This window comes from Acinetobacter sp. ANC 4204, from assembly GCF_002135205.1.
Classification (GTDB): Bacteria; Pseudomonadota; Gammaproteobacteria; order Pseudomonadales; family Moraxellaceae; genus Acinetobacter.
The window spans coordinates 18,466-43,866 of the sequence record NZ_NEFZ01000011.1; the positions used below are offsets into that span (position 1 = coordinate 18,466).

The 25,401-nt window shown below is 43.4% G+C and carries 22 protein-coding genes and 2 pseudogenes; 9 read left to right on the top strand and 15 right to left on the bottom strand.

Annotated elements, in window-relative coordinates; translation table 11 throughout:
* Positions 1-15 precede the first annotated feature (15 nt).
* The 13 genes and pseudogenes from B9T36_RS17255 to B9T36_RS19345 form a co-directional block, all read right to left on the bottom strand.
* The gene (locus B9T36_RS17255; RefSeq protein ID WP_086210680.1) at positions 16-750 is read right to left on the bottom strand and encodes a glycosyltransferase family 2 protein; all 735 of its coding nucleotides are present in this window, start codon (positions 748-750) and stop codon (positions 16-18) included.
* 13 nt (positions 751-763) lie between these two features.
* Complete coding sequence (locus B9T36_RS17260; protein ID WP_086210681.1) at positions 764-2,425, bottom strand: AMP-binding protein; 1,662 nt, start codon at positions 2,423-2,425, stop codon at positions 764-766.
* A gap of 78 nt (positions 2,426-2,503) precedes the next feature.
* Entirely contained in the window at positions 2,504-3,058 is a 555-nt protein-coding gene (locus tag B9T36_RS17265) for a septation protein IspZ (RefSeq protein ID WP_086210682.1), read from the bottom strand.
* Positions 3,055-3,303, bottom strand: a complete 249-nt coding sequence (locus B9T36_RS17270) for an acyl carrier protein (RefSeq protein ID WP_058868645.1) — start codon at positions 3,301-3,303, stop codon at positions 3,055-3,057. The genes B9T36_RS17265 and B9T36_RS17270 overlap by 4 nt, the downstream gene beginning before the upstream one ends.
* 9 nt (positions 3,304-3,312) lie before the next feature.
* Positions 3,313-3,573, bottom strand: coding sequence for a phosphopantetheine-binding protein (locus B9T36_RS17275; protein ID WP_086210683.1), 261 nt, complete (start codon positions 3,571-3,573; stop codon positions 3,313-3,315).
* A complete protein-coding gene (locus B9T36_RS17280) occupies positions 3,566-4,369 on the bottom strand; it encodes a lysophospholipid acyltransferase family protein (protein WP_086210684.1) in 804 nt (267 codons plus the stop codon). Before B9T36_RS17280 ends, B9T36_RS17275 begins: the two co-directional genes overlap by 8 nt.
* A complete protein-coding gene (locus B9T36_RS17285) occupies positions 4,363-4,986 on the bottom strand; it encodes a beta-ketoacyl synthase chain length factor (protein ID WP_086210685.1) in 624 nt (207 codons plus the stop codon). The genes B9T36_RS17280 and B9T36_RS17285 overlap by 7 nt, the downstream gene beginning before the upstream one ends.
* A gap of 301 nt (positions 4,987-5,287) precedes the next feature.
* Positions 5,288-6,997: a fructose-specific PTS transporter subunit EIIC gene (locus B9T36_RS17290; RefSeq protein WP_086210686.1), complete on the bottom strand. Its 1,710-nt coding sequence runs from the start codon at positions 6,995-6,997 to the stop codon at positions 5,288-5,290.
* Between the two features lie 4 nt (positions 6,998-7,001).
* Entirely contained in the window at positions 7,002-7,934 is a 933-nt protein-coding gene (pfkB, locus tag B9T36_RS17295; RefSeq protein ID WP_086210687.1) for a 1-phosphofructokinase, read from the bottom strand.
* 7 nt (positions 7,935-7,941) lie between these two features.
* Positions 7,942-9,591: pseudogene (ptsP, locus tag B9T36_RS19385) on the bottom strand (phosphoenolpyruvate--protein phosphotransferase); the annotation flags it as partial.
* 86 nt (positions 9,592-9,677) lie between these two features.
* Positions 9,678-10,806 (bottom strand): annotated as a pseudogene (gene fruB / locus B9T36_RS19390) (fused PTS fructose transporter subunit IIA/HPr protein); the annotation flags it as partial.
* A gap of 240 nt (positions 10,807-11,046) precedes the next feature.
* Positions 11,047-11,964, bottom strand: coding sequence for a LysR family transcriptional regulator (locus B9T36_RS17305; RefSeq protein ID WP_058952405.1), 918 nt, complete (start codon positions 11,962-11,964; stop codon positions 11,047-11,049).
* Positions 11,965-12,540: 576 nt separating this feature from the next.
* The gene (locus B9T36_RS19345) at positions 12,541-12,663 is read right to left on the bottom strand and encodes a hypothetical protein (RefSeq protein WP_265733404.1); all 123 of its coding nucleotides are present in this window, start codon (positions 12,661-12,663) and stop codon (positions 12,541-12,543) included.
* Positions 12,664-13,035: 372 nt separating this feature from the next.
* Between B9T36_RS19345 and B9T36_RS17310 the strand changes: the two genes are divergently transcribed.
* Entirely contained in the window at positions 13,036-13,701 is a 666-nt protein-coding gene (locus B9T36_RS17310) for an epoxyqueuosine reductase QueH (RefSeq protein WP_086210688.1), read from the top strand.
* A gap of 2 nt (positions 13,702-13,703) precedes the next feature.
* Here B9T36_RS17310 and B9T36_RS17315 read toward each other — a convergent pair whose 3' ends face one another.
* On the bottom strand, positions 13,704-15,098 hold the full coding sequence (locus B9T36_RS17315) for a methylenetetrahydrofolate reductase C-terminal domain-containing protein (protein WP_086210689.1): 1,395 nt from the start codon (positions 15,096-15,098) through the stop codon (positions 13,704-13,706).
* Positions 15,099-15,606: 508 nt separating this feature from the next.
* Between B9T36_RS17315 and ribBA the strand changes: the two genes are divergently transcribed.
* The 8 genes from ribBA to B9T36_RS17355 are packed head-to-tail and all read left to right on the top strand — an operon-like array spanning position 15,607 to position 23,757.
* Positions 15,607-16,722: a bifunctional 3,4-dihydroxy-2-butanone-4-phosphate synthase/GTP cyclohydrolase II gene (gene ribBA, locus B9T36_RS17320; protein ID WP_058868641.1), complete on the top strand. Its 1,116-nt coding sequence runs from the start codon at positions 15,607-15,609 to the stop codon at positions 16,720-16,722.
* Positions 16,723-16,740: 18 nt separating this feature from the next.
* The gene (gene ribE, locus B9T36_RS17325; protein WP_004684294.1) at positions 16,741-17,211 is read left to right on the top strand and encodes a 6,7-dimethyl-8-ribityllumazine synthase; all 471 of its coding nucleotides are present in this window, start codon (positions 16,741-16,743) and stop codon (positions 17,209-17,211) included.
* 4 nt (positions 17,212-17,215) lie between these two features.
* Positions 17,216-17,671, top strand: a complete 456-nt coding sequence (gene nusB / locus B9T36_RS17330) for a transcription antitermination factor NusB (protein WP_058952409.1) — start codon at positions 17,216-17,218, stop codon at positions 17,669-17,671.
* Between the two features lie 12 nt (positions 17,672-17,683).
* Positions 17,684-18,601: a thiamine-phosphate kinase gene (gene thiL / locus B9T36_RS17335; RefSeq protein WP_086210690.1), complete on the top strand. Its 918-nt coding sequence runs from the start codon at positions 17,684-17,686 to the stop codon at positions 18,599-18,601.
* Entirely contained in the window at positions 18,579-19,100 is a 522-nt protein-coding gene (locus B9T36_RS17340) for a phosphatidylglycerophosphatase A (protein WP_086210691.1), read from the top strand. The genes thiL and B9T36_RS17340 overlap by 23 nt, the downstream gene beginning before the upstream one ends.
* 20 nt (positions 19,101-19,120) lie before the next feature.
* On the top strand, positions 19,121-20,485 hold the full coding sequence (gene glmU, locus B9T36_RS17345) for a bifunctional UDP-N-acetylglucosamine diphosphorylase/glucosamine-1-phosphate N-acetyltransferase GlmU (protein ID WP_086210692.1): 1,365 nt from the start codon (positions 19,121-19,123) through the stop codon (positions 20,483-20,485).
* A 12-nt stretch (positions 20,486-20,497) separates the two neighbouring features.
* Positions 20,498-22,336 carry a glutamine--fructose-6-phosphate transaminase (isomerizing) gene (gene glmS, locus B9T36_RS17350; RefSeq protein ID WP_086210693.1) on the top strand — a complete coding sequence of 613 codons (1,839 nt, stop codon included), beginning with the start codon at positions 20,498-20,500 and terminating at the stop codon, positions 22,334-22,336.
* Between the two features lie 53 nt (positions 22,337-22,389).
* A complete protein-coding gene (locus B9T36_RS17355; RefSeq protein WP_086210694.1) occupies positions 22,390-23,757 on the top strand; it encodes a phosphomannomutase in 1,368 nt (455 codons plus the stop codon).
* Positions 23,758-23,852: 95 nt separating this feature from the next.
* Here B9T36_RS17355 and B9T36_RS17360 read toward each other — a convergent pair whose 3' ends face one another.
* Positions 23,853-25,319 (bottom strand): capsule assembly Wzi family protein, encoded by a 1,467-nt coding sequence (locus tag B9T36_RS17360; protein ID WP_171264503.1) that lies wholly within the window; start codon positions 25,317-25,319, stop codon positions 23,853-23,855.
* Positions 25,320-25,401 lie beyond the last annotated feature (82 nt).

A 25,401-nucleotide genomic window follows, 5' to 3' on the forward strand; every position in this document is an offset into this window, starting at 1 on the left:
GCTTCTCTGACCGCCTTAGCCTTTAACTTTCTGATAAATCAGTTTGGGGAACCGCAGCAGCATGCCACCTAACAAGCGACTATGCGCGCGCGCCATGCCCAAATTGTCACGCCAAACATCAAAATGTGAAATGCCACCTTCAGGGTAAACGACATGCGTGGGCAAATTGATAAACGGCACATTATCCCATTTCAAACGCACCAAAATTTCCGAGTCAAAGCCCATCCTCGGTTGAAACTTGGCTGTATTTAGAATGTTCACCGTCTGCGCCAAAGGATAAACACGAAAGCCACACATGCTGTCTTTAATCTCAAAAGACAGACTGTTAATCCACACCCAAATATGGGTTGCATAACGGCCATAGAGACGTTTTTTTGGAACAGTCGCATCAAAGATCGGCTGACCAATAATCATGGCTTCGGGATGCTGGATAGAGGTGTCTAAAAAGCGTTGCACATCCTGCCAATCATGTTGTCCATCGGCATCCAGTTGCAAGGCATGGCTATAGCCACATTGAAAGGCATGCTTGAGACCCGTGATCACTGCCTGCCCCTTCCCCTGATTGTAGGTATGTTCAACCAAATCGACCCTTGGGTAGTCCTGCGCAAGCTGATGTAACACTGCTGTACAAGCGGCATCACTGCCATCATTCACCATAATGATGGGTAACTCAAAAGAGCTTAAATGTGACAATAACGCAGCCAAATAATGCGGATGGTTATACACAGGGATCACAAAGCAATGTTTCATTTTGTCTCTCGGCTTAAACGTCTGAAGGGACAGCAAACAGCAAACGCCCTGATGCCAATATTTTGTCATGATTTTTCAGTTCAAAACTGACCTTATGCGCTTTACGGCTGAGCACCAGTTCCAGCGTTTGATAGGGTTGGATCAGTCCTTGAAATTTTAACTGCTCAAAACCATTGCACCACAGTAAATCTGCCCAATTTTGTTTGGCAAAATGTTGAATAAATCCAATTTGCCCTACGCCTGGATAAATCGGGAAGTTCGGAAAATGCCCTTTAAAGCATTCCAGCTCAGGCACAAACTCCAAAGCATAAGTGATCTGCATATCCTGTGACTGCTGTGTCAATACCACAGGCAGAGTCATCGGCTGAAAGAGTGATTTTAAATACTGTTTGTTCAGCTTCGATTGTGCATTTTGTGGCATTTGCGTTAAAAACCGCCACTGCCGCGGAATCGCGATACTTTCCAATTTCAGTTGTAAGTGTTTTTTCAGCTGTGCGGTAAAGGCAGCTTTACCCTTTTCAATGAGCAGCGCCCTTGCATCATCCGTTAACACTGCCACCACCGCCAACATCTGACGCTGTTCTTTTTCATGAATTAAAACATGGCACTGCTGTATTTCTGCCAACTCAGCGATTTTTGCTTCAATCGCATCGAGACTTAACCGCTTTTCTTCGAGTTTGACAATGCGATCCAAACGCCCCAATAACTGGAATGGACTTTTGGGATTATCTGCATCCATAACCTGCACTTTATCTCCCGTCAGAATCCAATCCTCGCTATAGGCATGGTTGGTTTTAACGGCTAACTCTTGCTGCTCGGCGCAGTTAATTTCGACATTGGCAAAGGGTGTCCATAGTGCATCATCCGCCTGACGGTGAGCAATCCCGCCTGTTTCAGAACTACCAAACACTTCGGTAATGGGACGGTTCAGCAAAGGACGCACACCTGCATCCAACTTTCCGCCAGAGGAATAGACCCGATGGCAGTCTTGCAACACCACATCTGTGGTCCAGCGCTTCAACAATGCAGGACTTGAAATCAGATAATTGGGCAGTTGCAGATGGGCAATTTTCTTTTGAAGGTCAACCACATCTTCAGGGAAAGCCAGTTGTTTTTGGTAGAAACTACGTCCACTGGCTAAGGGCCACAACAGCTTGAACAACAAACCATAAATATGTTGATGACTCACCGTGGCAATCGCAACTGCCTGCTCAGGCAAATCAAAACTGGCTTCTAAACCACAGACTTCATTGAACAATTGTTGCAAGGTGCGCGGAATCTTTTTCGGCTGCCCTGTTGAACCCGAAGTATAAAAATACAGCTGTGCCTGATTGAGAAAGGCAGCATCAAATTGAAGCTCAAAGGTTGACGCGGCTGTCGACGGCAAACGTTTTAAAAAATAAATCTGCTGTTCAGCCAATTCTTTTTCTAAGTCGCTGACCCGATGCGGCGGCAACAGCACTTGCTTAGCTGCTTGCAAGGCTGCAAACAACAATACCAAAAACTCATAACTGTCTTGTTCCCAAAGCGCCCATACTGGCTGTTCCAACTGCTGAATTTGCGTAGCCTGCTCAGCTACATCCAACCAAAAAGTGTGAAAGGACACAAAACTTGAGTCCGCCTGAATACACAAGGGACGCGATGAATGGAGATGGTGTTGAAAATGACAAGACATAAAATTTGTTTTTAAAAACCGTATTTCTAATCGCTATAGTTCGAGGCCACTGTTTCAGTTGCCCTGACGGAAATGCTGTTATTTCTGTGCCTGATGCAGTCGTTGCTGGCGTTTACGCAACACAAACTCACCCAGTAACAGTCCACCCATCAAGACATAAGAGATCAAACCGTTATACAGCACCCAAATCTTCATCGGTGCAAAGAAAACAGTGATCAGGGCAATGACCGCATTGATGCAAAAAAAACCACACCAAACTTTGGTCACTTGACGGGTCCATTCTACTCCTTCTTCGGGCAGATTAGGCTCTGCCAAACGTGCAAAACGTTCAATCATTGAAGGCGGTCGAATCAAGGTGCTGGCAAAAATAAACAACGCCCCAAGACTCATAAAGACAGGATAGAGTTTAAGCCACGCATGATCTTTTAAAATCAAACTCAGCCCGCCACATAAAATGGCAAAACCTGTCAATGGCCACAGCAGGGCATTGCCCTTACTCAAGAGACGTAAAATGCCCAGTGCAATCAATACAGCACTGACCCAGACATACTGTCCATGTGCCAAAGCATATGCGACAAAAAAAGGATAGAGGATCAATCCGATCCCTGCTACCCCTTTTAAGATGTTGTTCATGCAACTGACATATTCTGAATCACGACCACCACATCTTCTACGGTGCGCACATTTTTAAAATCTTCAGGGTTGACTTGTTTGCCTGTCAACTCTTTAATTTTTACCACCAAATCAATGGCATCAATACTGTCAACATCGAGGTCTGAAGCTAGGTTTGACTCTAATTGCACATCTTCAGGCGCAATTTCAAACAGCTCTTCCATCCATTCACGTAATTTTTCTAACACGGTTTCTTGTGCAAGCATAGCAACCTCTTATGCTGTTTTCTGTGCTTCAACCAAAGCCACTAAGCTTTGAATTGATTTAAAATGTTCTTTGGTTTCTGCAGACTCTGCATTCAAATGAATGCCATAACGTTTTTTCAATGCCAAGCCTAATTCAAGGGCATCAATCGAGTCCAAACCTAGACCATCGCCAAACAAAGGCGCGCCTGTATCAATGTCTTCAATACTGATGTCTTCAAGGGCAAGGACATCAATAATCATTTGCTTTAATTCATCAGCAAGATTAGTCATTTAGGGATAACTCTTGGTTAAAAAACCACTGTAATTGTTGATTTAATTGACGTACATTTTTTGGATTGACCGTTACGTCATCCAATACGTCTTCCACGCGGATCGCATCCAAGACTTTTACATGGATATGAAAAGGCTGTTCTGGAATGTGATACCATTTTTCGTTTTTAGTGAGTGTCGAGGGCGTACAGCTAATTAGCACAGGCCGAATCGGTACCCCTGCCCTTAGTGCAATATTGGCTGCGCCACGCTGGAACTCGTTCAACTGCTCACCTTTGGCCGTCCGTGTTCCTTCAGGAAAGATGAGCAATGAGGCAGCATGGTCTTGTTGTAATTTATGTACACAGTCCTGAATAAACTGCTCGGAACCTGCATTTAAAATATAGCCTGCGCTTTGTACAGGGCCTTTGGTAAATGGATTCGACCACAGCGCCTGTTTCACAACGCAATTCGCTTGTTCCATTAAACCAATTAAAACCACCACGTCAATCAGTGTCGGATGGTTGGCAATCACCAGCTCTTGCTGGCTGTGCTGTAGCTTATCTAAACCTTCAACCGTATAGGTCATAATGCCCAGTTTTACCATCATCTCGGTAAAACCTTTGAAACTGTGCTTAATGACCTTTTGGGTGCGCTGCTTGCGAACTTCTGGGTCTTGTGAACTCAGCTTGACCATTGGTGCAATCAAACTACCAATCGCCACACCGCCTAAGCCAAAACTGGCAAAGCTAAAGCCCGTTGCCCCAACACGCCATGCATAGTTGGCTTTTTGCTTGATTTCATCTAATTTCAGCATTTTGTCCACACTTCAAATTCGGTTTCGTTGTTATTGTTCCAAAACGCATTAAACGCTAAAGCTTGTTGATAAGCAGGATCTTGAGCGATGTGATGCTCTGACTCTAAAATCAAATTTGCTGGCGCTAATGAAATCATCGCTGCCATCGCAAAAGCAGCAAATGGCTGATGCTCGATATAAATTTCAGGTAGCGCATCATCATAATACACCAGCAAAACCTGACGGGCTTCGGGCTGTGTTTTTAACCACGCATAGGCTTCAATCAACCCATCATTCCACGAGCCTGCCAAACTGGTCGCAGGTGTCGCATCCTGACATAAAATAGAATACAAGCCTGAAATTGCATTATGAACCGAGGTTGAAAACTGTGTCGGTGAAGGCGTTTGCCCTCTCAAGACATCTTCTAATATATTCAGCGTTTTGGCTTCATCGCCATATTGCGACACCCAAACAATATAATCGACATTGCAGGTATCTAAAGCTTGTATGGCACTATTCAAAGCCAGCTTTGCCAGACGCGATAAACGTCGACGTTGCATCGCAGGAATGTGTTCTATAGCTGATAATTCTTGATCAACCGAACTTAGATTTAAGCGGGATACGTGGAGTTGCATCATCATGATCAGTGTTTAAAAAATTGACAAATTATCAGGCGCGCAATTATAGCACCGAGCCAAATTTTTCACAAAAAATAACAAAACCACGTTGTTTTCAAAAATAAAAATGTGAAATACCATTCACTTATCAATAAAAAATTGCCGCTTTTTTTATCAATACCTCTAAATTGGCGGATTTTTAGTATCCCCACGTAACATGGACTACATTTAACCTACACGTTGTATCATTTTAAAAGATCGCACCATAAGCCTTTGATTATATCTATTGGCAAACCAAAGGCTTAAAAAGAAAGGATCTTCATTAAGCTTGGGCAATGACGGGCTCAGTTTGTGGCAAACGACGTTTGATCACGGCATAAGCTACACCAGTCACCACGCTTCCAATCGCAATCGCCAATAAATATTTTAATGGATAATTCATCGCATTCGGAATGATCAGCACCATTACACCGCCGTGCGGAGTGACCAATTCACATTTAAACAATGCAACCAAAGCCCCCGTTACAGCACCACCTGCGATCGTACATGGAAGCACTCGAATCGGATCTTTGGCTGCAAACGGAATAGCTCCTTCCGAAATAAAACATAGGCCAAGGACCACAGCAGCCTTCCCTGCATCTTGCTCAGGTTTGGCAAATTTATGCTTTGCCAGAAAAGTTGCAATTGCCATACCCAATGGCGGTACCATACCCGCGGCCATGGTAATCGCCATCGGTCCGTATGTTTGTGACGTCAGTAAGCCTACCGTAAAGGCATAAGCTGCTTTATTAATTGGCCCCCCTACATCAATACACATCATACTCCCAAGAATAATCCCCATGATCATGGCATTGGTCGTACCCATATTGGCAAGGAAATGTGTAAGTAATTCAAACAATTGTGCAACAGGCTGTCCAACCACATAAATCATGATTAAACCAACAGCTAAACTGGCTAATAGTGGAATAATCAAAATTGGTTTTAAGGCTTCTAGGCTACTTGGGAGTTTTAATTGTTTCGATAAAAATAACGCAATATAACCTGCAATAAAACCTGCAACTAAGCCACCGAGAAAGCCTGCCTCTAATTGTGTTGCAAGCAAGCCTCCAATCAAACCAGGGGTTAAACCTGGACGATCCGCAATAGAATAGGCAATGTAACCTGCCAGCATAGGTACCATGAGGGTAAATGCTGCAGCGCCTATTTGTTTTAAGGATGCTGCAAAGCTCCCTTCAACAGGATTGAGGCCAAACATAAACGAGATCGCAATGATCAAACCGCCCGCCACCACCATCGGCAGCATGAAAGACACCCCCGTTAAAAGGTGTTTATAAATTCCAGCTTTTTCTTTGTTTTCACTTTCTGTCTTGGTGGCTGTTTGCTTACCCGTTTCAAGCACTTTGGCCTCAGCAATTGCATTTGCAAAAGTCTTATCGGTTTGCTTAAGGGCAAATCCCGTACCGCAGCGATATACACGTTTGCCTACAAAGCGATCGGTATTGACCTCAATATCCGTTGCTAAGATCACCACATCTGCATTGGCAATACATTCTGCCGATAAAATATTTTTAGCCCCAACCGAACCTTGGGTTTCAACATCAATCTGATAACCATGCTTTACTGCACCTTGTTGCAAGGCTTCGGCCGCCATAAACGTATGTGCAACACCAGTTGGACATGCTGTAATTGCGACAAACCGTGTAACCTCAGCATTGTCTGCAATAGGTTCATCTACAGCATCTGAATACTCAAAGACTTGTTGCAAAAGTATGGTCGCATCATGTTGTGCGGCACCCAAACGAATGACTTTCACAACTTTGTCACGCAGTTGATCTGTATCTGTCGACTTCTGTCCCACAAAAACAACCGTATCAATAGCATTTGATAAATCGAGATGTTCGACTGACGTCGCTACATGATTGGAAATACCAAGTGCTGTTGCTGCTTTGGACAATTTTTTGGCAAAAATCACTGCATTAATCGGCTGCTCGGGACTATGTGGCACAAATAGAATATGTTTTATCTCTTGCATCGTATTAACTCAATGATTGGACTGAGATTTGCGATTTCAAATCTTCAATAACAGCAAATTCTGGAAGGGCAAACCCAATTTGGGTCACAGCATTGCTCGCAATTGCGGTTGCTGTTTTCAATGTTTCTTCTGGGGAAGTTGAACTCAACAAGCCATGAATCATCCCTGCCACTAAGGAATCTCCTGCACCGACCGTACTTTGGACGCTGACCTTCGGTGCAGTAGCATGCAGGGATTGTGTGCGGTGAAGCCAGTTCACCCCGTTTTCACCCATCGAGACCACAATGTGTTCTATCTGACTATTTAAACGGGCAAAAAGGTGCTGTTGTTCTGCAAAAGTTTCTGCTGGCAAATGGTAAGTTTCTGTCAACTCATCCGTATTGGGCTTAATCAACCAAGGATGGGCAGCAATTGCCGCTTTCAATGCAATACCACTGGTATCCACTGCGACTTTTTTACCCTCAGACTGTAACCATATAATCAGCGTTGAAAGCTCTTCTGCAGAAAAACCTTGTGGCAAACTACCTGCAATCACAATCGCATCCACTGCAAAAATCAGTTGTGATAAGCGCTCACGTAGCTGTTGTTTTGCGGTGGTATCCACAAAAAAGCCCTTGCCATTGATGTCTGTCATCTGACCAGAGGCTTCTGCAACTTTAATGTTTTGTCGTGTTTCACCTGCAACATAAATAAATTGGTTATCAAATTGCTCTTGCTGGATATGATGGTCAAAAATTTGACGGTTTTCTTGCCCCAAAAAGCCACTCACAATCAGTTCATGTCCCAAATCCTTAAGGACCTGTGCCACGTTTAAGCCTTTACCTGCTGCATGGCTTTGGGCCGTTAACTGACGATTGACCTCACCAATTTTTAGTTGATCCAATTGCACGGTAAGGTCAATTGCAGGATTCAGGGTAATGCTTAATATCTTAGCCATTCGGTAATCACTCCACCAATGCACGTACGGCAGTTGCACTGTCACAACTTAAGGCTTGCTGTGCGATCTGTTGGCAATTTATATAGTTCAAACCACGAATTTGCGCCTTCACCAATGGAATACTGGTACTCGACATACTCAACTCATCCACGCCCAAGCCCATCAATACAGGCACAGCTTTTGGGTCAGCAGCCAATTCACCACAAATGCCCACCCATTTACCATGCTGATGTGCTGCCCGAACCGTCTGATCAATCAATAACAAAATACTCGGATGTAAGCCATCAGCTTCAGCAGACAACAGCGGATGACCACGGTCAATCGCCAGAGTATATTGAGTCAAATCATTGGTTCCAATACTAAAAAAATCAACTTCTTGAGCAAGAATCGGAGCCAACAATGCTGCCGCAGGAACCTCAATCATAATACCGACTTGTAAGTTTTCACATGGATGCTGTATGCGAACCTCATCCAAAATCGCTTTTGCTGCTCGCCATTCTTCAACCCGCCCAATCATAGGAAACATAATCCTTAATGGGCGATTATCCGCCGCTTTAAGTAAAGCAACCAATTGCTGACGTAACAATTCTGGCTTACGTAAAGTCAGACGAATACCACGTAAGCCCAAGAATGGATTTTCTTCTTTTTCAATAGGCAAATACGGCAAAGGTTTGTCCCCACCCACATCAAGTGTACGTACCACCAATGGACGACCCGCCAAAGCATCTAACACCACCCGATAATCGGCTTCCTGTGTAGCCTCATCAGGCGCACTGCTGTGTGACATAAAGACCAATTCTGTGCGTAGCAAACCAATTGCTTCTGCCCCATCTGCCACAGCCTGTATCGTAGCGCCCACTTTGCCAATATTGGCTGCAATTTCAACTTGATGTTGATCCAGTGTGATGGCAGGTTCTAAACAGTGCTGTTCCGCTTGTTCTCGTAACTCACGCTGGCGTTGGCGCTCTGCAATAGCATGATCAATCTGGCTTGGCTCTGGTGAGACCACATACTCACCTGTATCCCCATTAATCAGCACGGTGGCATGGTTCTCAATACTTAAAACAGTTGCACCCGCACCTACGACCGCTGGAATAGCCAAAGCACGTGCCACAATAGCACTATGGGCACTCGCCCCACCAACCGCGGTCAAAATACCTGCAACCCGGTCTTTATTCAGACGCGCGACATCACTTGGACCAACATCATGCATAATTAAGATATAAGGTTGTTCGGGTTCTGTGACCTCAGCAACACCGCACAAAGCAGCCAAAACACGCTCACCAATATCTCTCAAATCAGCCGCACGCTCTGCCAGTAAATGATCACTAAGTGCAGCCTGCGCAGTCGCAGCCACTTCAATATGCTCATGCCAAGCCGCCGCAGCAGACAACCCTTGTTTTAAACCGCGTTGCACACTTTGGATGAGGTCTGGGTCATCCAGCATTTCCAAATGTGCCATGAAAATCTGCTTAATGGCGGTAGATTCAGTATGCGCAATGAATTGACGTAAGCTGTTTTTCACCTGATGAAGCGCAATTTCAAGCTTTTCATTCTCAGCTTTAAAGCTCTGTCCGAGACGTTCATAGCTAAATTCACGTGGCTTCACCACATGTGCAGGACCAAAAGCAAGGCCAGTTGATGCTGCAATACCGCAGCTCCCCGTATCGCCATGTGATTCAAAACGCAGTAATTCCAAAGTATTTACGACTGGGTCGCTACTGCTGTGCTGATGAGATACAAGGTCAACAGCTTCAACCTCTTCTCCTAAACCCTGTTGAACTGCATCAATAATCTGTTCTAAGCCTGCTACAGCATCGGTATCAGGTTGTGCAATAAAAGTCAGAGTTTGACCACGGCGGCATCCCATGGCTAATAATTTGGTTAAACTTTTTGCCGAAACGTAAGCCCCCTCATCTACAGCAACGAGAATATCCCCTGCAAATTTCTTGGTCATATTGACCAAGTGTGTCGCGGGACGCGCATGTAGTCCATGAGCGTTGGCTAAGACAATACGACGAGATGGCCAATCAGGAATCAGTTCAGCACCAATTAACTGCGCCAACTGGTGACTATCTTGCTCTTGGTTGAGGGTATGAACTTGTTCAGTATCAAACAAAATATCCATTAATTGTTGAAACCGTGGCATATCCAGTTGCTCATTACTGGCAATACACACCAAAGTCTTGAGCATTTCCTGCTGATGGCTTAAAACCTGTTCCGCTTTTACCAAACTTACAGCTGGGCTCAAAACATGCTGGTTCGAAGTGATCGACCAGACCCCCTCCCCTAAATGAATCATGCTTTTTAGATTTAAACCCGACAGAAAACCACACTCCACCATTTTTTGCTGTTTCAGTAGCTGTGTTGCCTGCCAAATCAAATCCTCTACATCTAGTGCGGGAACTTGAGTGGCGATTAAATTTTCATGCAATGCCAAAGATGCTGGTTGGGCTTGTAATAATGCAATAATTTGCTCTGCAGATTGAGCCTGTTTCACTTGGTCAGCGACCTCGTTAATTAAAGCCCGTGTCAAAACTTGTAAGACTTGCAAATGCTCATCTGATTTCGCAGCAATCACCACCGCTAAATAAATTTTATTTTCACCGTCCCAAACAATTCCTTCAGGAAAGTGCGCCAGACGAATACCCGTTTTTAAAATAGATTGGCGCGACTGAGGTGTCCCATGCGGAATGGCAATTCCTTGCCCTAAATACGTTGCACTTTGTTGTTCGCGCGCGGTCAAGCCATGAATATAATCAGGGGTAACCAATTGGTCTTCGACTAAGATATCGACTAGACATTGCAACGCTTGTGCCTTATCAGTGGCGTGTTGTTTCATTCGAACATGTTGTATATCTAGCGCGAGCATAAAACGTCCTTGCAAAGCAGCATAGTGAGAAGCCATGCCTTTTTTACTGGAGAAAAAATAAAAGTCGAATTCTACTCAGGATTTACCCGAAAATCTGTATATTTTAGTCAATCATTTAAATGATTGTTATCGTGAATAAAGGTTTAATATTTTATGAAGAAAAATTTTCATAAATTATAAATAGTTAAGAATAGTTAAAAAAAGAGAAGGAAATATGTTCCTCCTCTTTTTATTTTTCAACTAGATATAGTATTGCGCTCTTTTTTTGGCAAATTTATCGAGCTGCTTTAAAAAGCCTTCAAAATAGTCTTTTTCTTTTTCTTCAGTACGATATCCAGCGTAGAGAGTACGACGCAAACCTTCAGGTGCTACACAGTCCAAACGACGTGAAGTCACCCAGCCTTTTTGTTCATATTCATTCACCACCCAATCGGGTAATGCTCCTATGCCACGACCACTGGCCACCAACTGGATCAGCATTTGAGTCAGATCGGTGGTACGGATTTGTTTTGGCAGAATATTGGCTGGAATAAACAGACGCGACATAATATCCAAACGATGTTTATCAACTGGATAGGTAATAAGAGTCTCTTCGGCAAGCTCTTGTACAGTAATCTCTTTAGCGCGAACCAAAGGATGGGTATTGGATAAGACCAAACGTGACTCGTACTCAAAAATTGGGAAATATTCTACCCCTTTTAATGCAATCGGATCGGCTGTAATCAATAGGTCAAATTCGCCCGTCTGTAATAATTCATGCGGGTTCGCCTCAAAGCCTGAAGCAAAGTCCAAATCAACATCAGGATATTGCTGACGATATTGATTTAACAACGGCATTAACCAATCAAAACAACTATGACACTCAGAAGAAAAGGTAATGCGTCCTGTTTGCCCATGTACGATACGGGTAATGTCGCTTTGTGCAATTTGTACCTGTGGTAACACCTCATCCGCTAGCTTTAATAGACGCTGTCCAACATTCGAAAAACTGACAGGACGACTGCGACGATTCACCACCTCCACGCCAAACCATTGATCAAGCTCACGCAACTGGTGCGATAGTGCTGAAGGGGTTAAACACAAATCCCCTGCGGCAGCAACCAATGAGCCATGCTCTCTTAAGGCGGTCAAAGTTTTTAAATGGCGGAGTTCTAACATCTGGCGCAACTCAAGGTTTAATTTTAATAGATACGGTATAGCTTAACTGATAATTACGCCCAATACTTAATATTTTTCATCTTTAAATTAAACTTATTAATTTATTTCATTATTTAATTTGAAAGCATGCTGTCTATAACAAAAATTTTACCGCCCTACACGGTATGTAAATATATTCAGCACACGATCAAAAACTCAGAGATGCAAGCCATAATTTACTGCTGAAGCCTGTTTTAGACATGAAAGTAACTCTCAAACAAGTAAAGAAAATGATTGGCACGATCAACTACAAGTTAAAAACCACAGCTAAACACTTCTTATGGGTTAAGCTCAATCCACCCTATTATATACCTGAGTGATATTCATCTCATTTATATAAAGCTGATGTTTTCAAACACCTTCAATCAACTAAAGCACACTACATTATTTGCCTCAGCCTTGGTTTTTGATGTTCCACGTGAAGCATCATGTAAGCAGGGAGCAAAAGTCGTTTGTATCTCAAACTAACGAGATACAAAACAAGGCATGCAAAAACAAAAAAAGCTTCCTATTTTGGAAGCTCTTTTCAATCTTAACTTAACTATCAATCGTGAGTTTTAAAATCTCAGCTTTGGTATAACCACGTTCTTTTAAAAGATGTTGAATGGCTTTTTTCTCATCTTGATCTTCAAGAAATTTACAGCGTTGGATCAAACGCATATCAGTTTCAAATTGGAAATTATGACGACACTCCAATTCCTTATTAGAAGGCGTAGTAAAAAAATGCAGCACTGTTAGATACTCTCTTTCTTGCTGTTGAAGTGGCCCGCCTTCAACGAATACCTATCTAACACAACTGTTAAACACCCTTTGTGTAAATGATGACGAATCTCGATCCATTATGCAAGTTTAGGCCTCTCAAATGTTCTCTCTATATCCATTACAAGGCTAAGTGCATATCTTAATCATCGACTCAACTCGCTTTTGATCATGAAAATTCATCAGCTCATCCTGAGAATTCTTCACCCAATCTGGATTGATCTGTCTCTTAGACGTTTTAAACTGTCTGGTTTAAATATATAACCATTCAATATGTCGAAGCTCGAACGTCAGAAACTTACCCTCCCCACAGGTCATGACAAACTGCTCCTGCATTCCTGCTGTGCACCTTGTTCAGGTGAAGTCATGGAAACCCTGATTGAGTCAGGTATCAATTTTTCCATCTTTTTTTACAATCCCAATATTCATCCCGTGAAAGAATATCTAATTCGTAAAGAAGAAAATATTCGCTTTGCAGAAAAACATCATATTCCATTTATTGACTGTGATTACGATACAGACAACTGGTTTGCACGTGCCAAAGGGATGGAAAATGAGCCAGAGAAAGGCATCCGTTGTACCATGTGTTTTGATATGCGGTTTGAACGAACGGCGTTATATGCGGCAGAACATGGCTTTAGCCTAATCAGTAGCTCTCTCGGCATTTCCCGTTGGAAGAATATGCAACAGATCAATGAATGCGGACACCGTTCTGCTTCACATTATGCAGGCATTCAGTACTGGGACTATAACTGGCGCAAACATGGCGGTGCGGTACGCATGCTAGACATCAGCAAACGTGAAGAATTTTATCAACAAGAATACTGTGGTTGCGTGTATTCACTGCGGGATAGCAACCGCTGGCGCATGAGCCAAGGCCGTGAGCGCATCAAACTCGGAGAAAAGTTCTATTCAAATGCTATGGATCAGGACAGCTGATTTTAGTCTGCAGACTCCACATACCAATTTTTCCAAGAGCTGGTTCCACGTACCGCAATCGACACGGTCGGAATCAGCTTTTCTTTTAAAATCGCTGTTTGTCCAACCGCTTTGGCTAAGCGTGCTTTGACGGAATGAATGCATTCACGGTCACCAAATTCACAGCGGTCTAAACTGGTTCCACCACAGGGCCCATTGGCCAAACCTTTGGGGCAAGTTTCTGGGCAAATGTACAGGGTCTCGCCTAAACGGCATTGACCACAACTCTCACAGCCCACCACTGCATGCTTACTCAAATGTTCCGTTTTCAGTAATGCATTGTTGGCTTTCGTTCGATCCCAAACATTAAAATTAAAAATAAACCGCCCTACTCCTTTAGCCAGTTTAGATTCAAATAAAGCATCGTGCATCAGATGCAGATGTTGGTATTTAATGATCTGACTTGAGGTCGCAGGCCGTGAATAATAAGTCAGCTTCGGATGAAACTCTGTACCTGTTTGCACCTGCCAAAGCGTATTCCAAAGTCGTTCACACTCAGCAAAACTCAAGTGTCGATATTCTTCAATATAGCGTTCCAACAACATTTGTTCTTCAGGCTGATGGCAAGCCGATAAATGCACTCCCGCAAAGCCCAAATGTCGACACATAAGAATCTGTAATGCGCAGCGCACATAAACGCGATCACTTAAACCCTGTTCTTTTTCCTGTTGTAACACCTTCAATATATGCGGGGTAATTACAATGCCGGCTACCTTATGTTTCAGCATAAACTTAGCCCGCGCCAAGGTCAGTGGCATAACGCAGGCTAAGATTTTCTGCGCATACTGATGTTGCGCTAAAAATGCATGTGCATCCTGTAAAGCAGCCATGTCATAGCCCAATTGGGTAATCACATAATCCGCCCCTGCTTTCATCTTTTTATGCAGTTTCAGATATTGTGCCTCTTTTTCCGCTTCCGCATATTTAAACGGATTAAACGCCACACCGATATGAAAACCGCCTTGGCGTTTGGCTTCCATGACAGCATTCACAGACTCCAAATAACGTGTCCGTGGCTCTAAGTCATGGCTGTAGTGGTGCTGTTTTAATTTATCACCCGTTAAGAGTAACAGGTTCTTTTGACCCTGTATTTTTGCATCTTGCAAAAACTGCTCAAAGTCCCGTATATCGCGCGCTTTCCCCGAAAAGTGAATGACTTTTTCAATCGCTTGTGGATACTGCTTGGCGACCATTAAAGGCGCTTCATCGTCATCCGCATGTACCCGATCGGCCAGCGTCATAGCCGCAGGAAAACCTGCAAATTGAGTCTTGACAGGCGATTGGGCTTGCTGCACGCTTAAGTATTCAACCAATACGCAAAATTGTTGCTGTGCAAAATATTGAGCAAGTAAGGACATCACAGGAGAAATAATCCAGAGGATTAAAAAAAGAAGAATTATAGTACAAATCAAAAAGAGATGACGAATCATCTGATTATTCACTACGGCACATTTAATATTTCGTTAACTCACCCTCTACCCGATGAGTGCCCCCTGATCGGATTACTCAATTGCCGTGTCCATCTCGAATTAAACCTGATGCTCAAATGCAAAAAAGAATGACTTGAGCGCTCAACGACACACCAGTACCAACACAACATTTGTCTAGCCCCCTTATTTACTACGCCGATTGACTTATTTTCAATAAGATTGTTCTTTTTTATGCTTTTCAATTGTTTAAAGACTAAGCACTTTTCGGCTTTTTAAAATAAAGGTCTCTTTTCAAGCTGAGATTGACTGTGTATAACAATGGACAACTCAGGGAAATGATTCGCGCATAGGCAAAAGCCTGAAAAAAGCTTAAACTATGTGCCAATGAAAACAAATGATATGTCGTCCATGGCGACAACGATGAAGGTGAAGGTTGATGCCGCTCAATACTGTTGAAGAGCTAGTTGCAGATATCCGTGCAGGTAAAATGGTTATCCTGATGGATGACGAAGATCGTGAAAATGAAGGTGATTTAGTTATTGCAGCGACCCATGTTCGCGCAGAAGACATCAACTTTATGATCACCCATGCCCGTGGTTTGGTGTGCTTAACGCTCAGCCGTGATCGCTGTAAACAATTGAATCTTCCTTTGATGGTCGATGCCAATGGCGCACAACATGGCACCAACTTCACGCTTTCAATTGAAGCGGCAGAAGGTATTTCTACAGGGATTTCACCTGCGGAACGTGCGCATACCATTCAAACGGCTGTAGCGGCACATGCCAAACCATCAGACATCGTTCAACCGGGTCATATTTTCCCATTGATGGCGCAGCCTGGCGGTGTACTGCACCGTGCTGGGCATACCGAAGCAGGTTGTGATTTATCTCGCCTAGCGGGTTTAGAGCCTGCATCAGTCATCTGTGAAATCATCAATGAAGATGGCACAATGGCGCGTCGTGCCGATCTTGAAATTTTTGCTGAAAAGCATGGTTTAAAAATTGGCACCATCGCGGATCTGATTCACTACCGTATGACCAATGAACAAACGGTTGAACGGATTGATCAGCAAAGCATTGATACCGAATATGGGACTTTTGACTTATATCGTTACCGCGAATTAGGCAATCCAGATATTCACTTGGCTTTGGTGAAAGGTGAACCGAAAGAAGGGGTAACCACCGTTCGTGTTCATGGTTTCAACCCTGTTCGTGACTTGCTTAAGTTCAATAAAAAGGACGGCGAGCCAGCATGGAATCTCGACAAAGCGCTGCAAGAAATCGCAAGTAGCGATCGGGGTGTTTTGGTTTGGATTGGTCAACGTCACTTACAAGACCTAGGCCCAGCCTTAGACAGCCTTACCGCACCAAAACCAACCAAATCCAATGCTGCTTTATCTCAGCAGTACCAAACCATTGGGGTTGGCGCACAAATTTTACGTGATTTAGGCGTAGAAAAGATGAAGCTTTTAAGCTCACCTTTACGCTTTAATGCACTCTCTGGGTTTAATTTAGAAGTGGTGGAATATATCACCGCACATCAAACAACTTAAAAAATCATCGAGGTTGCTATGGCAATTCGCCGTATTGAAGGTATGTTACATCTCGCTAGCGAAGGCCGTTATGCGATTTTAGTGGGTCGTTTTAATAGTTTTGTTGTCGAACATCTATTAGAAGGTGCAATTGATACATTGAAACGTCATGGTGTATCAGAGGATAATATCACTGTTGTTCATGCACCAGGCGCGTGGGAACTTCCTGTCGTGGCTAAGAAATTAGTGGCGTCTGAACGCTTTGATGCCATCATTGCACTGGGTGCTGTGATTCGTGGTAGCACACCTCACTTCGACTTTGTTGCAGGTGAATGTGCCAAAGGTTTAGGCGTGGTTGGCCTAGAATCTGGTCTTCCAGTGATTAATGGTGTATTGACTACGGATAGTATCGAACAAGCGATTGAACGCTCGGGTACAAAAGCAGGTAATAAAGGCGGCGAAGCTGCTCTTACTGCAATTGAAATGGTTAACTTGTTAAAGGCTATTTAACGCTATGTCGCAAACATTGCAAGCAACTTATGCAGCAAAACGTAAAGCACGTCGCTTTGCTGTACAAGGAATTTACGAATGGCAAATGAGCCACAATCCAGTCCATGAGATTGAAGCACGTACGCGTGTGGAAAATGCCATGCACAAAGTGGATCTGAGCTATTATCATGAATTGTTAACTCAAGTGGTTGCCAATCATGAAGCATTGGATGCGCTCTTAATCCCTGTGCTTGATCGCGACGTTTCTGCGCTTGACGGCGTTGAACTGGCGACCCTTCGTTTAGGCGCATATGAACTCAAGGAACATCTTGAAATTCCATATCGTGTGGTTTTAGACGAAGCAATCGAGCTTGCTAAACACTTTGGCGGTGCAGACAGCCATAAATACATCAATGGTGTATTAGATCGTTTAGCAACAACTTTACGTGCAGCAGAAAAGCAACAAGCGAACTCACAGTAGTAGATTTGTTGTATGGCTGAGTTTTCGATCATTGATAGCTATTTTAATCGTAAGAGTCCTTATTCTGTCGATTTAGGCGTCGGTGACGACTCAGCCTTGCTCACCCCCCCTCCACAGCAACAATTGGTCATCTGTGCCGATACTCTCGTTGCTGGACGTCACTTCCCGCTTGATACCCGTCCTCATGCGATTGGCTGGAAATCTGTCGCGGTCAATTTATCTGATATCGCCGCAATGGGCGCGAAACCTCAGAGTATTTTACTGGCCTTGAGCTTACCCCAAATTGATCATGACTGGCTTAAAGGCTTTAGTCAGGGTTTATATGATTGTTGCGATCAATTTGGCGTGAGTTTAATTGGTGGAGACACCACCCAAAGCCCACATCTGACCATTTCAGTGACTGCACTGGGCTGGGTCGATATCGGCCAAGCCGTCACCCGCTCCGCTGCTCAAGTGGGTGATTTAATTTGTGTTAGTGGTACGGTTGGTGATGCCGCCTTCGCACTGCAACACTTGGGCCACCCTCTGCAACAACGTTTGGACTACCCTACCCCACGCTGTGAACTGGGCCAAGTACTCAAAGGCTTGGCACATAGTATGATTGATGTGTCCGATGGCTTAGCACAAGACTTAGGTCATATCTTAAAGGCATCAAATGTCGGTGCGACCCTACAACTTGATCAACTGCCCATCAACACCGCTCTACAAGATTTAACACGAGAACAACAATGGCAATATGCTTTGGCGGGTGGCGATGACTATGAATTATGCTTTACAATAAGTCCGCAGAATTATGAAAAACTTTTGCAACAACAAAACCATACTAAGATCAACGTGATTGGAAAAGTTGACGCTCAAAGCGGTCTACGTTTTCAACAAAATGGCTTAGACCATTCATTGCAATTTACTGGATATCAACACTTTGCATAAGCCTCCTATCCTCTTTCGTCAGATGTCTGGGTACGACCGTTTCATCGTGTTTTGCGGTGTAGGTTTTGGCTCAGGACTAGCACCCAAAGCACCAGGAACATTTGGTTCAGCCTTTGCACTGCTGTTCGTCCCAATCTGGCTTGCAATTGGCTTATCCAACACCATTATTGCCATCATCTTCATGTCTCTGATCGGCATTTATATTTGCGGCCATACCGCCAAAGTCATGGGGGTACATGATGATGGACGTATCGTATGGGATGAATTTGCAGGCCAATCCATCACTTTCTTGCCTGTACTGTATTTAGGGCAAATGAATTGGCTCTGGCTGTTGCTTGGTTTTGCCTTATTCCGCTTATTTGACGTATGGAAACCCTGGCCAATCCGTGTCATTGACCAAAAAGTCGATGGTGGTTTCGGCATCATGCTTGATGACATTATTGCTGGTCTTTGGGCCGCACTTTGTATTGGGCTTTATTTTTATTTCACCGTGGCCTAGGCCATTTTTAGGATTAGAACATGTCAACGACTGTTATTATTCTTGCTGCAGGTAAAGGAACGCGTATGCGTTCGACGTTACCCAAAGTGCTACAACCACTTGCAGGGCGTCCTTTACTCGGTCATGTGATTGAAACAGCAAAAAAAATCCACGCTGAAAACATCATTACGATCTATGGTCACGGTGGCGATCGGGTTCAAGCAGCTTTTGCAGATCAAGACATTAAATGGGTTGAACAAGCAGAACAACTCGGTACTGGGCATGCGGTACAAATGACCCTGCCCGTTTTACCTCAAGATGGCATTTCCCTCATTCTCTCTGGTGATGTGCCTTGCATTAGCCAGAATACGCTACAAAAACTATTAGATGCATCGAGCCAAACTGGTATCGGCTTAGTCACACTCACTGTGGATGATGCAACAGGCTATGGTCGTATCGTCCGTGAGAATGGTCAGATTCAGGCAATTGTTGAACATAAAGATGCAACAGAGCAACAGCGCCAAATCAAAGAGTTTAATACCGGCATTTACTGTGTGAGCAATGCCAAATTGCACGAATGGTTACCCAAACTCAGCAATAACAATGCGCAAGGCGAATATTACCTGACAGATATTGTGGCAATGGCATTGGCTGATGGTTTGACCGTTGCCTCAGTTGAGCCTGAACAAGCCTTCGAAGTTGAAGGGGTCAATGACCGTATTCAGCTGGCAGCTTTAGAACGCCAGTTCCAAGCAAATCTAGCTAAAAAACTCATGCAACAAGGTGTGCATTTAATTGATCCTAGTCGCTTTGATCTTCGTGGTAACTTAGTCGTTGGACAAGATGTGCGCATTGATATCAATGTCATCATTGAAGGCGAATGTGAATTCGGTGACCATGTAGAAATTGGCGCAGGCTGCATCATTAAAAATACCAAAATCGCGGCAGGCACCAAAGTTCAGCCTTATAGTATTTTTGATCAAGCTATTGTCGGTGAAGATGCGCAGATTGGACCTTTTGCCCGTTTACGCCCAGGTGCCAAACTCGCGGCTGAAGTGCATATTGGCAACTTTGTAGAAGTCAAAAACTCAACGGTCGGTGTCGGGTCTAAAGCCAACCACTTTACTTATTTGGGTGATGCTGAAGTGGGCAGTGGCTCTAATATTGGCGCAGGAACCATTACTTGCAACTATGATGGTGCAAACAAATTTAAAACCATCATTGGCGATCATGCCTTTATTGGTTCAAATAGTGCTTTGGTTGCCCCAGTCACCATTGGCAACGGCGCAACTGTCGGGGCTGGCTCAACCATCACCCGCGATGTCGAAGAAAATAGTTTAGCGGTAGAACGTTCTAAGCAGTTTACGAAAGAAAACTACCAACGTCCGCAAAAGATCAAGAAATAAGAGGAATTTGTTATGTGTGGTATCGTCGGTGGCGTTGCAGAACGTAATATTAGTAATATCCTCATCGAAGGCTTAAAGCGTCTAGAATATCGTGGTTACGACTCTGCGGGCTTAGCTCTCATTAACCAAGGCCATGTTCTACGTGAACGTCGTGTCGGTAAAGTAGCCAATCTGGGTGGTGCGGTTGAAGAATCACAGATTATCGGTTCATTAGGGATTGCACATACTCGCTGGGCAACCCATGGCAAACCAACTGAAAACAATGCACATCCGCATATTTCAGGCAACGTTGCTATCGTACACAATGGCATTATTGAAAACTATCAAGAACTTAAAGATGATCTTGAAGCACGGGGGTATGTATTTACCTCTCAGACCGATACCGAAGTGGTTGCCCACCTGATTCATGATGCATTGAAGTCAACGCCAAGTTTACTTGAAGCAGTCAAACAAGTCGTGCCACAGCTTAAAGGAGCTTATGCTCTCGGTATCGTACATACTGATTATCCAGATGAACTGATTACCGTGCGTGAAGGTTCACCTTTGGTCATTGGTGTGGGTATTGGTGAAAACTTTATCAGCTCAGACCAATTGGCGCTGCTTCCGATTACCAACCGATTTATTTATCTCGAAGAAGGTGATATTGCGCGTCTCACTCGTAATAGCATTGAAATCTTTGTTGATGGTCAATTGGTTCATCGCCCAGTAAAAGAGTTAGATGCGACCGTCAGCAATGCATCAAAAGGCGAATATAAACACTACATGCTCAAAGAAATTTATGAGCAACCTGAAGCGATTCAACAAACCATTTCACAAGCCTTAAATGGCAATGCCCTACGTGAAGATTTCCTTGCGAATGCTGTTGCAGATTTATCTCAAATTCAGCAAATCCAAATCATTGCCTGTGGTACCAGTTACCATGCGGGTATGATTGCAAAATATTGGTTTGAACAGCTCATTGATCTGCCTTGCCAAGTGGAAATCGCGAGTGAATTTCGCTATCGCACACCAGTGATTGTCAATAATACCCTATATGTCTGTATTTCTCAGTCCGGCGAAACAGCAGATACTTTAGCTGCCCTGCGCGATACTCAAAAGCGTGCTACAGCAAAAGGCTTAGACATCATTACGATGACCATTTGCAATGTCGCAACATCTTCCATGGTACGTGAAACCAACCATAGCTTATTAACTCTGGCAGGTCCTGAAATTGGTGTTGCATCCACCAAAGCATTTACCACGCAGCTTGCAGCGCTTATGTTATTGGTACTCAAAATAGGTACGATTAAAAATCGTATCTCTACACAACAGGTGGCTGAGATCACCGCTGGACTTTGGCACTTACCTAAAGTCATTTTAGATACTTTACGGAACGACGCTGAAATTCTCCGCCTCTCTGAACTATTTGTAGAGAAACAGCATTGCTTGTTCCTTGGTCGTGGGACTCACTTCCCTATTGCACTCGAAGGTGCATTGAAACTAAAAGAAATTTCTTATATTCATGCAGAAGGCTATGCAGCAGGCGAACTTAAACACGGTCCACTCGCTTTAGTTGATAATGAGATGCCAGTGGTCATTCTCGCACCGCAAGATGACATGCTCGATAAACTCAAATCCAATATGGAAGAAGTCCAAGCGCGGGGCGGGGAACTCTTTGTCTTTGCCGATGAAAACAGTGGCATCCAAGCCAAAGACCGCCAACATGTGGTCTATGTGCCAAGCATCAGCCCTGTATTAGCTCCAATTGTTTATAGCGTTCCCGTACAGCTCTTGTCCTATCATGTTGCCGTACTTCGAGGAACCGATGTCGATCAGCCTCGAAACTTAGCTAAATCCGTAACTGTTGAATAATAACGTTTAAAGGGCTGACTTCCAGCCCTTTCATTTTTAAATAGGGTAATAAAATGACTTTAACCTGCTTCAAAGCCTACGACATCCGTGGAAAGCTTGGCACAGAACTCAATGAAGATATTGCATATAAAATTGGTCGTGCTTATGGGCAAATTTATCAACCAAAAACAGTTGTGATTGGTGCCGATGTTCGTCTAACCAGTGAAAGCCTTAAACAAGCAACCATTCAGGGTTTAAATGATGCAGGCGTAAATGTTCTTGATCTGGGTATGACAGGTACAGAAGAAGTTTACTTTGGCGCATTCCATTTAGATGTCCAAGGTGGTATTGAAGTAACGGCCAGCCATAACCCTATGGATTACAATGGGATGAAACTGGTTCGCGAGAACTCACGACCAATTAGTGCGGATACAGGTTTAAAAGAGATTCAAGCGCTTGCTGAATCAGGCAACTTTATCGACGCTACTCAAAAGGGGCTTGTAGAAAAATACAATATCCTACCTGAATTTGTAGATCACCTCATGACCTACATTGACCCGACTAAGATTCGCCCAATGAAACTTGTCACCAATGCAGGTAATGGTGCAGCAGGGCATGTGATTGATGCGATAGAAGAAAAATTTAAAGCATTAAATATCCCAGTCGAGTTCATCAAGATCCACCATGAAGCTGATGGCAATTTCCCAAATGGAATCCCTAACCCTATTTTAATCGAAAACCGTGATAGTACCAGCCAAGCAGTACTTAAGCATGGTGCAGATATGGGGATTGCTTGGGATGGGGACTTTGACCGTTGTTTCTTGTTTGATGAAAAAGGCCAATTCATTGAAGGTTATTATATTGTTGGCCTCTTAGCACAAGCCTTTCTACTCAAACAAGCAGGTGAAAAGATTGTGCATGACCCTCGTTTAACCTGGAATACATTAGATATTGTTGAGAAACATCAAGGGATCGCCGTCCAATCTAAATCAGGCCATGCATTCATTAAAGATGTAATGCGTGAGCACAATGCTGTATATGGTGGTGAAATGAGTGCCCACCATTACTTCCGTGATTTTGCTTACTGTGATAGTGGAATGATTCCGTGGTTATTGGCTGTTTCTGTACTATCTGAAACAGGTCAATCTTTATCTTCATTGGTTGAGGATATGATTGCAAAATTCCCGTGCTCAGGTGAAATTAACTTCAAAGTTGCCGATACACAAATCACCATTCAAAAGATCTTTGATCATTTTGCTGACCAAAATCCAGTAATTGATCAAACTGATGGCGTGAGTTTAGATTTTGGTATTTGGCGCCTAAATGTACGGGCTTCAAATACTGAACCACTATTACGCTTAAACATTGAAAGTGATGCAAGTAAAAACCCTGAACCAATACAAGTCTATGTCGATCAGTTGACCCAACTTATCCAAGCTTAAGCAATATTTAGCCTCAAATAAAAAACCATTCAAACGATTTAACATCGTTTGAATGGTTCATGTATAGATACGTTTTTTAAGAAAGTCTTTTTAACTTAGTAAAATAAAGAGCGATCCAAAGGAATTTCAACCCCTAAAGACACGCCGCTATCTCCACCATACACGTCAGAGTCACTGACCCAACCACTTAATTTCAACGGCGTATTCGGACGAAGATAATGTGTCCACGTTAAATCCAGAGCTTTGATTTCATCTTTTTGTGGAAAAGCATGATTGATTTCAAGTCCTGACTGATTCACTTTTGCCAACAAGATGCGACCATTTAAACGATTCATTTTATCGAAACGAATATCCCCACCTAAACTATACATCTGACCATCACCGCCCATAGCGTGACCTAAAGGGAATCCATGTTGGTAGTAACCATCCGTATAATTATGATGATTATATGAATAACCCCAAACATCACCATTGGTACGTGTATCTGCCCATTCAGTATAAAGCTGGAACGGCATATTCTTCACTTGTGAGGAATAATCGAGTCCTGCCAAATACATTTTCCGAGATGGCAGTAAACCTGATTCATCTTCACCGACAAACTGCCCATACAAACTCAATGGAACTTTAAACCATTGTTGTAGATTTAAACGCGCATCTAGGCCTGCAATTTGGTTTGAGGCATTCCCCTCTCCAGTACACCCACTATCATCACATTCGTTATCTTTACCAATAAAAGCATTCCAATAGGCTTTGAAACTATCAGGTTGACCTTGACCATCTATTTGGAATGTACGTGATGCACCCAATTCAAGATAAGGTAAAGGTTGGGCTGTTAAACGCATTCCCAAGAGATTTGTATTTGGCACGGCCTCATAATCATCTAATCGGCCAGCAAAAACTTGATACTGCCAAGGGCCAATCCAAGACAGCCATTTCGTTTCAAATGCCTTTTGCTCAGCGCGTTGCATTGTAAAACCGTATACTGGACGACTTGCATCCCCTCGAATTAGACTACCATCATGTCCAGGCCCCCAATAGGTCGGAATCTGCCCTGCAATCAACCATTGATTCCACAACTTTCCAGCTAAATATGACCCTTCAACATTCACATCATGCCCATTATCAATAATAGGGTCTTTTTCAGCATTAATACGCAGTCTTGCATCCCATTGCGCCCCACCAGCATTGAACTCAACAGCCGCTTGGTATTGTGATTTTTGTTCATCTGCAAAATGTTGCGGTACATTTTGGGGATCAGATTCAGCATATAAACTGGCTTTGGCCGTTGTATTTTCCGCACTTAAAGCAGCTTGCACGGAGTCCAAGACTTGTTGCTGAACTTGATTATCAATCTTTGCATTAGATAAAGCACGTTGTATTTCATCACCACTTAAAGGCCATGTAGACGTGCTAATTTGAATCACACCTTGTTGATTTAACCAATTTAAATCAGTTCGTAAGTCTTCATTATTTAACACAATTCCTTGTGCAACTGCTGGCAAAGCAAGTGCAGATAAAACCGCAAGTGACAAAAATCTAATACTTTGATATCTCATAAATATTCTTCATCTAAGTTCATTTTTAAAAAACATCATAGCGATGTTTTTTAAAATAAGGGAATAAATACATGATTGTTTGCATAAT

Bases quoted from the DNA above. Each gene is read 5' to 3' on its own strand.
- B9T36_RS17255 (WP_086210680.1), bottom strand. From the start codon at position 750: ATGAAACATTGCTTTGTGATCCCTGTGTATAACCATCCGCATTATTTG.
- B9T36_RS17260 (WP_086210681.1), bottom strand. From the start codon at position 2,425: ATGTCTTGTCATTTTCAACACCATCTCCATTCATCGCGTCCCTTGTGT.
- B9T36_RS17265 (WP_086210682.1), bottom strand. From the start codon at position 3,058: ATGAACAACATCTTAAAAGGGGTAGCAGGGATCGGATTGATCCTCTAT.
- B9T36_RS17270 (WP_058868645.1), bottom strand. From the start codon at position 3,303: ATGCTTGCACAAGAAACCGTGTTAGAAAAATTACGTGAATGGATGGAA.
- B9T36_RS17275 (WP_086210683.1), bottom strand. From the start codon at position 3,573: ATGACTAATCTTGCTGATGAATTAAAGCAAATGATTATTGATGTCCTT.
- B9T36_RS17280 (WP_086210684.1), bottom strand. From the start codon at position 4,369: ATGCTGAAATTAGATGAAATCAAGCAAAAAGCCAACTATGCATGGCGT.
- B9T36_RS17285 (WP_086210685.1), bottom strand. From the start codon at position 4,986: ATGATGCAACTCCACGTATCCCGCTTAAATCTAAGTTCGGTTGATCAA.
- B9T36_RS17290 (WP_086210686.1), bottom strand. From the start codon at position 6,997: ATGCAAGAGATAAAACATATTCTATTTGTGCCACATAGTCCCGAGCAG.
- pfkB (WP_086210687.1), bottom strand. From the start codon at position 7,934: ATGGCTAAGATATTAAGCATTACCCTGAATCCTGCAATTGACCTTACC.
- B9T36_RS17305 (WP_058952405.1), bottom strand. From the start codon at position 11,964: ATGTTAGAACTCCGCCATTTAAAAACTTTGACCGCCTTAAGAGAGCAT.
- B9T36_RS19345 (WP_265733404.1), bottom strand. From the start codon at position 12,663: ATGCGTTTGATCCAACGCTGTAAATTTCTTGAAGATCAAGATGAGAAA.
- B9T36_RS17310 (WP_086210688.1), top strand. From the start codon at position 13,036: ATGTCGAAGCTCGAACGTCAGAAACTTACCCTCCCCACAGGTCATGAC.
- B9T36_RS17315 (WP_086210689.1), bottom strand. From the start codon at position 15,098: ATGTCCTTACTTGCTCAATATTTTGCACAGCAACAATTTTGCGTATTG.
- ribBA (WP_058868641.1), top strand. From the start codon at position 15,607: ATGCCGCTCAATACTGTTGAAGAGCTAGTTGCAGATATCCGTGCAGGT.
- ribE (WP_004684294.1), top strand. From the start codon at position 16,741: ATGGCAATTCGCCGTATTGAAGGTATGTTACATCTCGCTAGCGAAGGC.
- nusB (WP_058952409.1), top strand. From the start codon at position 17,216: ATGTCGCAAACATTGCAAGCAACTTATGCAGCAAAACGTAAAGCACGT.
- thiL (WP_086210690.1), top strand. From the start codon at position 17,684: ATGGCTGAGTTTTCGATCATTGATAGCTATTTTAATCGTAAGAGTCCT.
- glmU (WP_086210692.1), top strand. From the start codon at position 19,121: ATGTCAACGACTGTTATTATTCTTGCTGCAGGTAAAGGAACGCGTATG.
- glmS (WP_086210693.1), top strand. From the start codon at position 20,498: ATGTGTGGTATCGTCGGTGGCGTTGCAGAACGTAATATTAGTAATATC.
- B9T36_RS17355 (WP_086210694.1), top strand. From the start codon at position 22,390: ATGACTTTAACCTGCTTCAAAGCCTACGACATCCGTGGAAAGCTTGGC.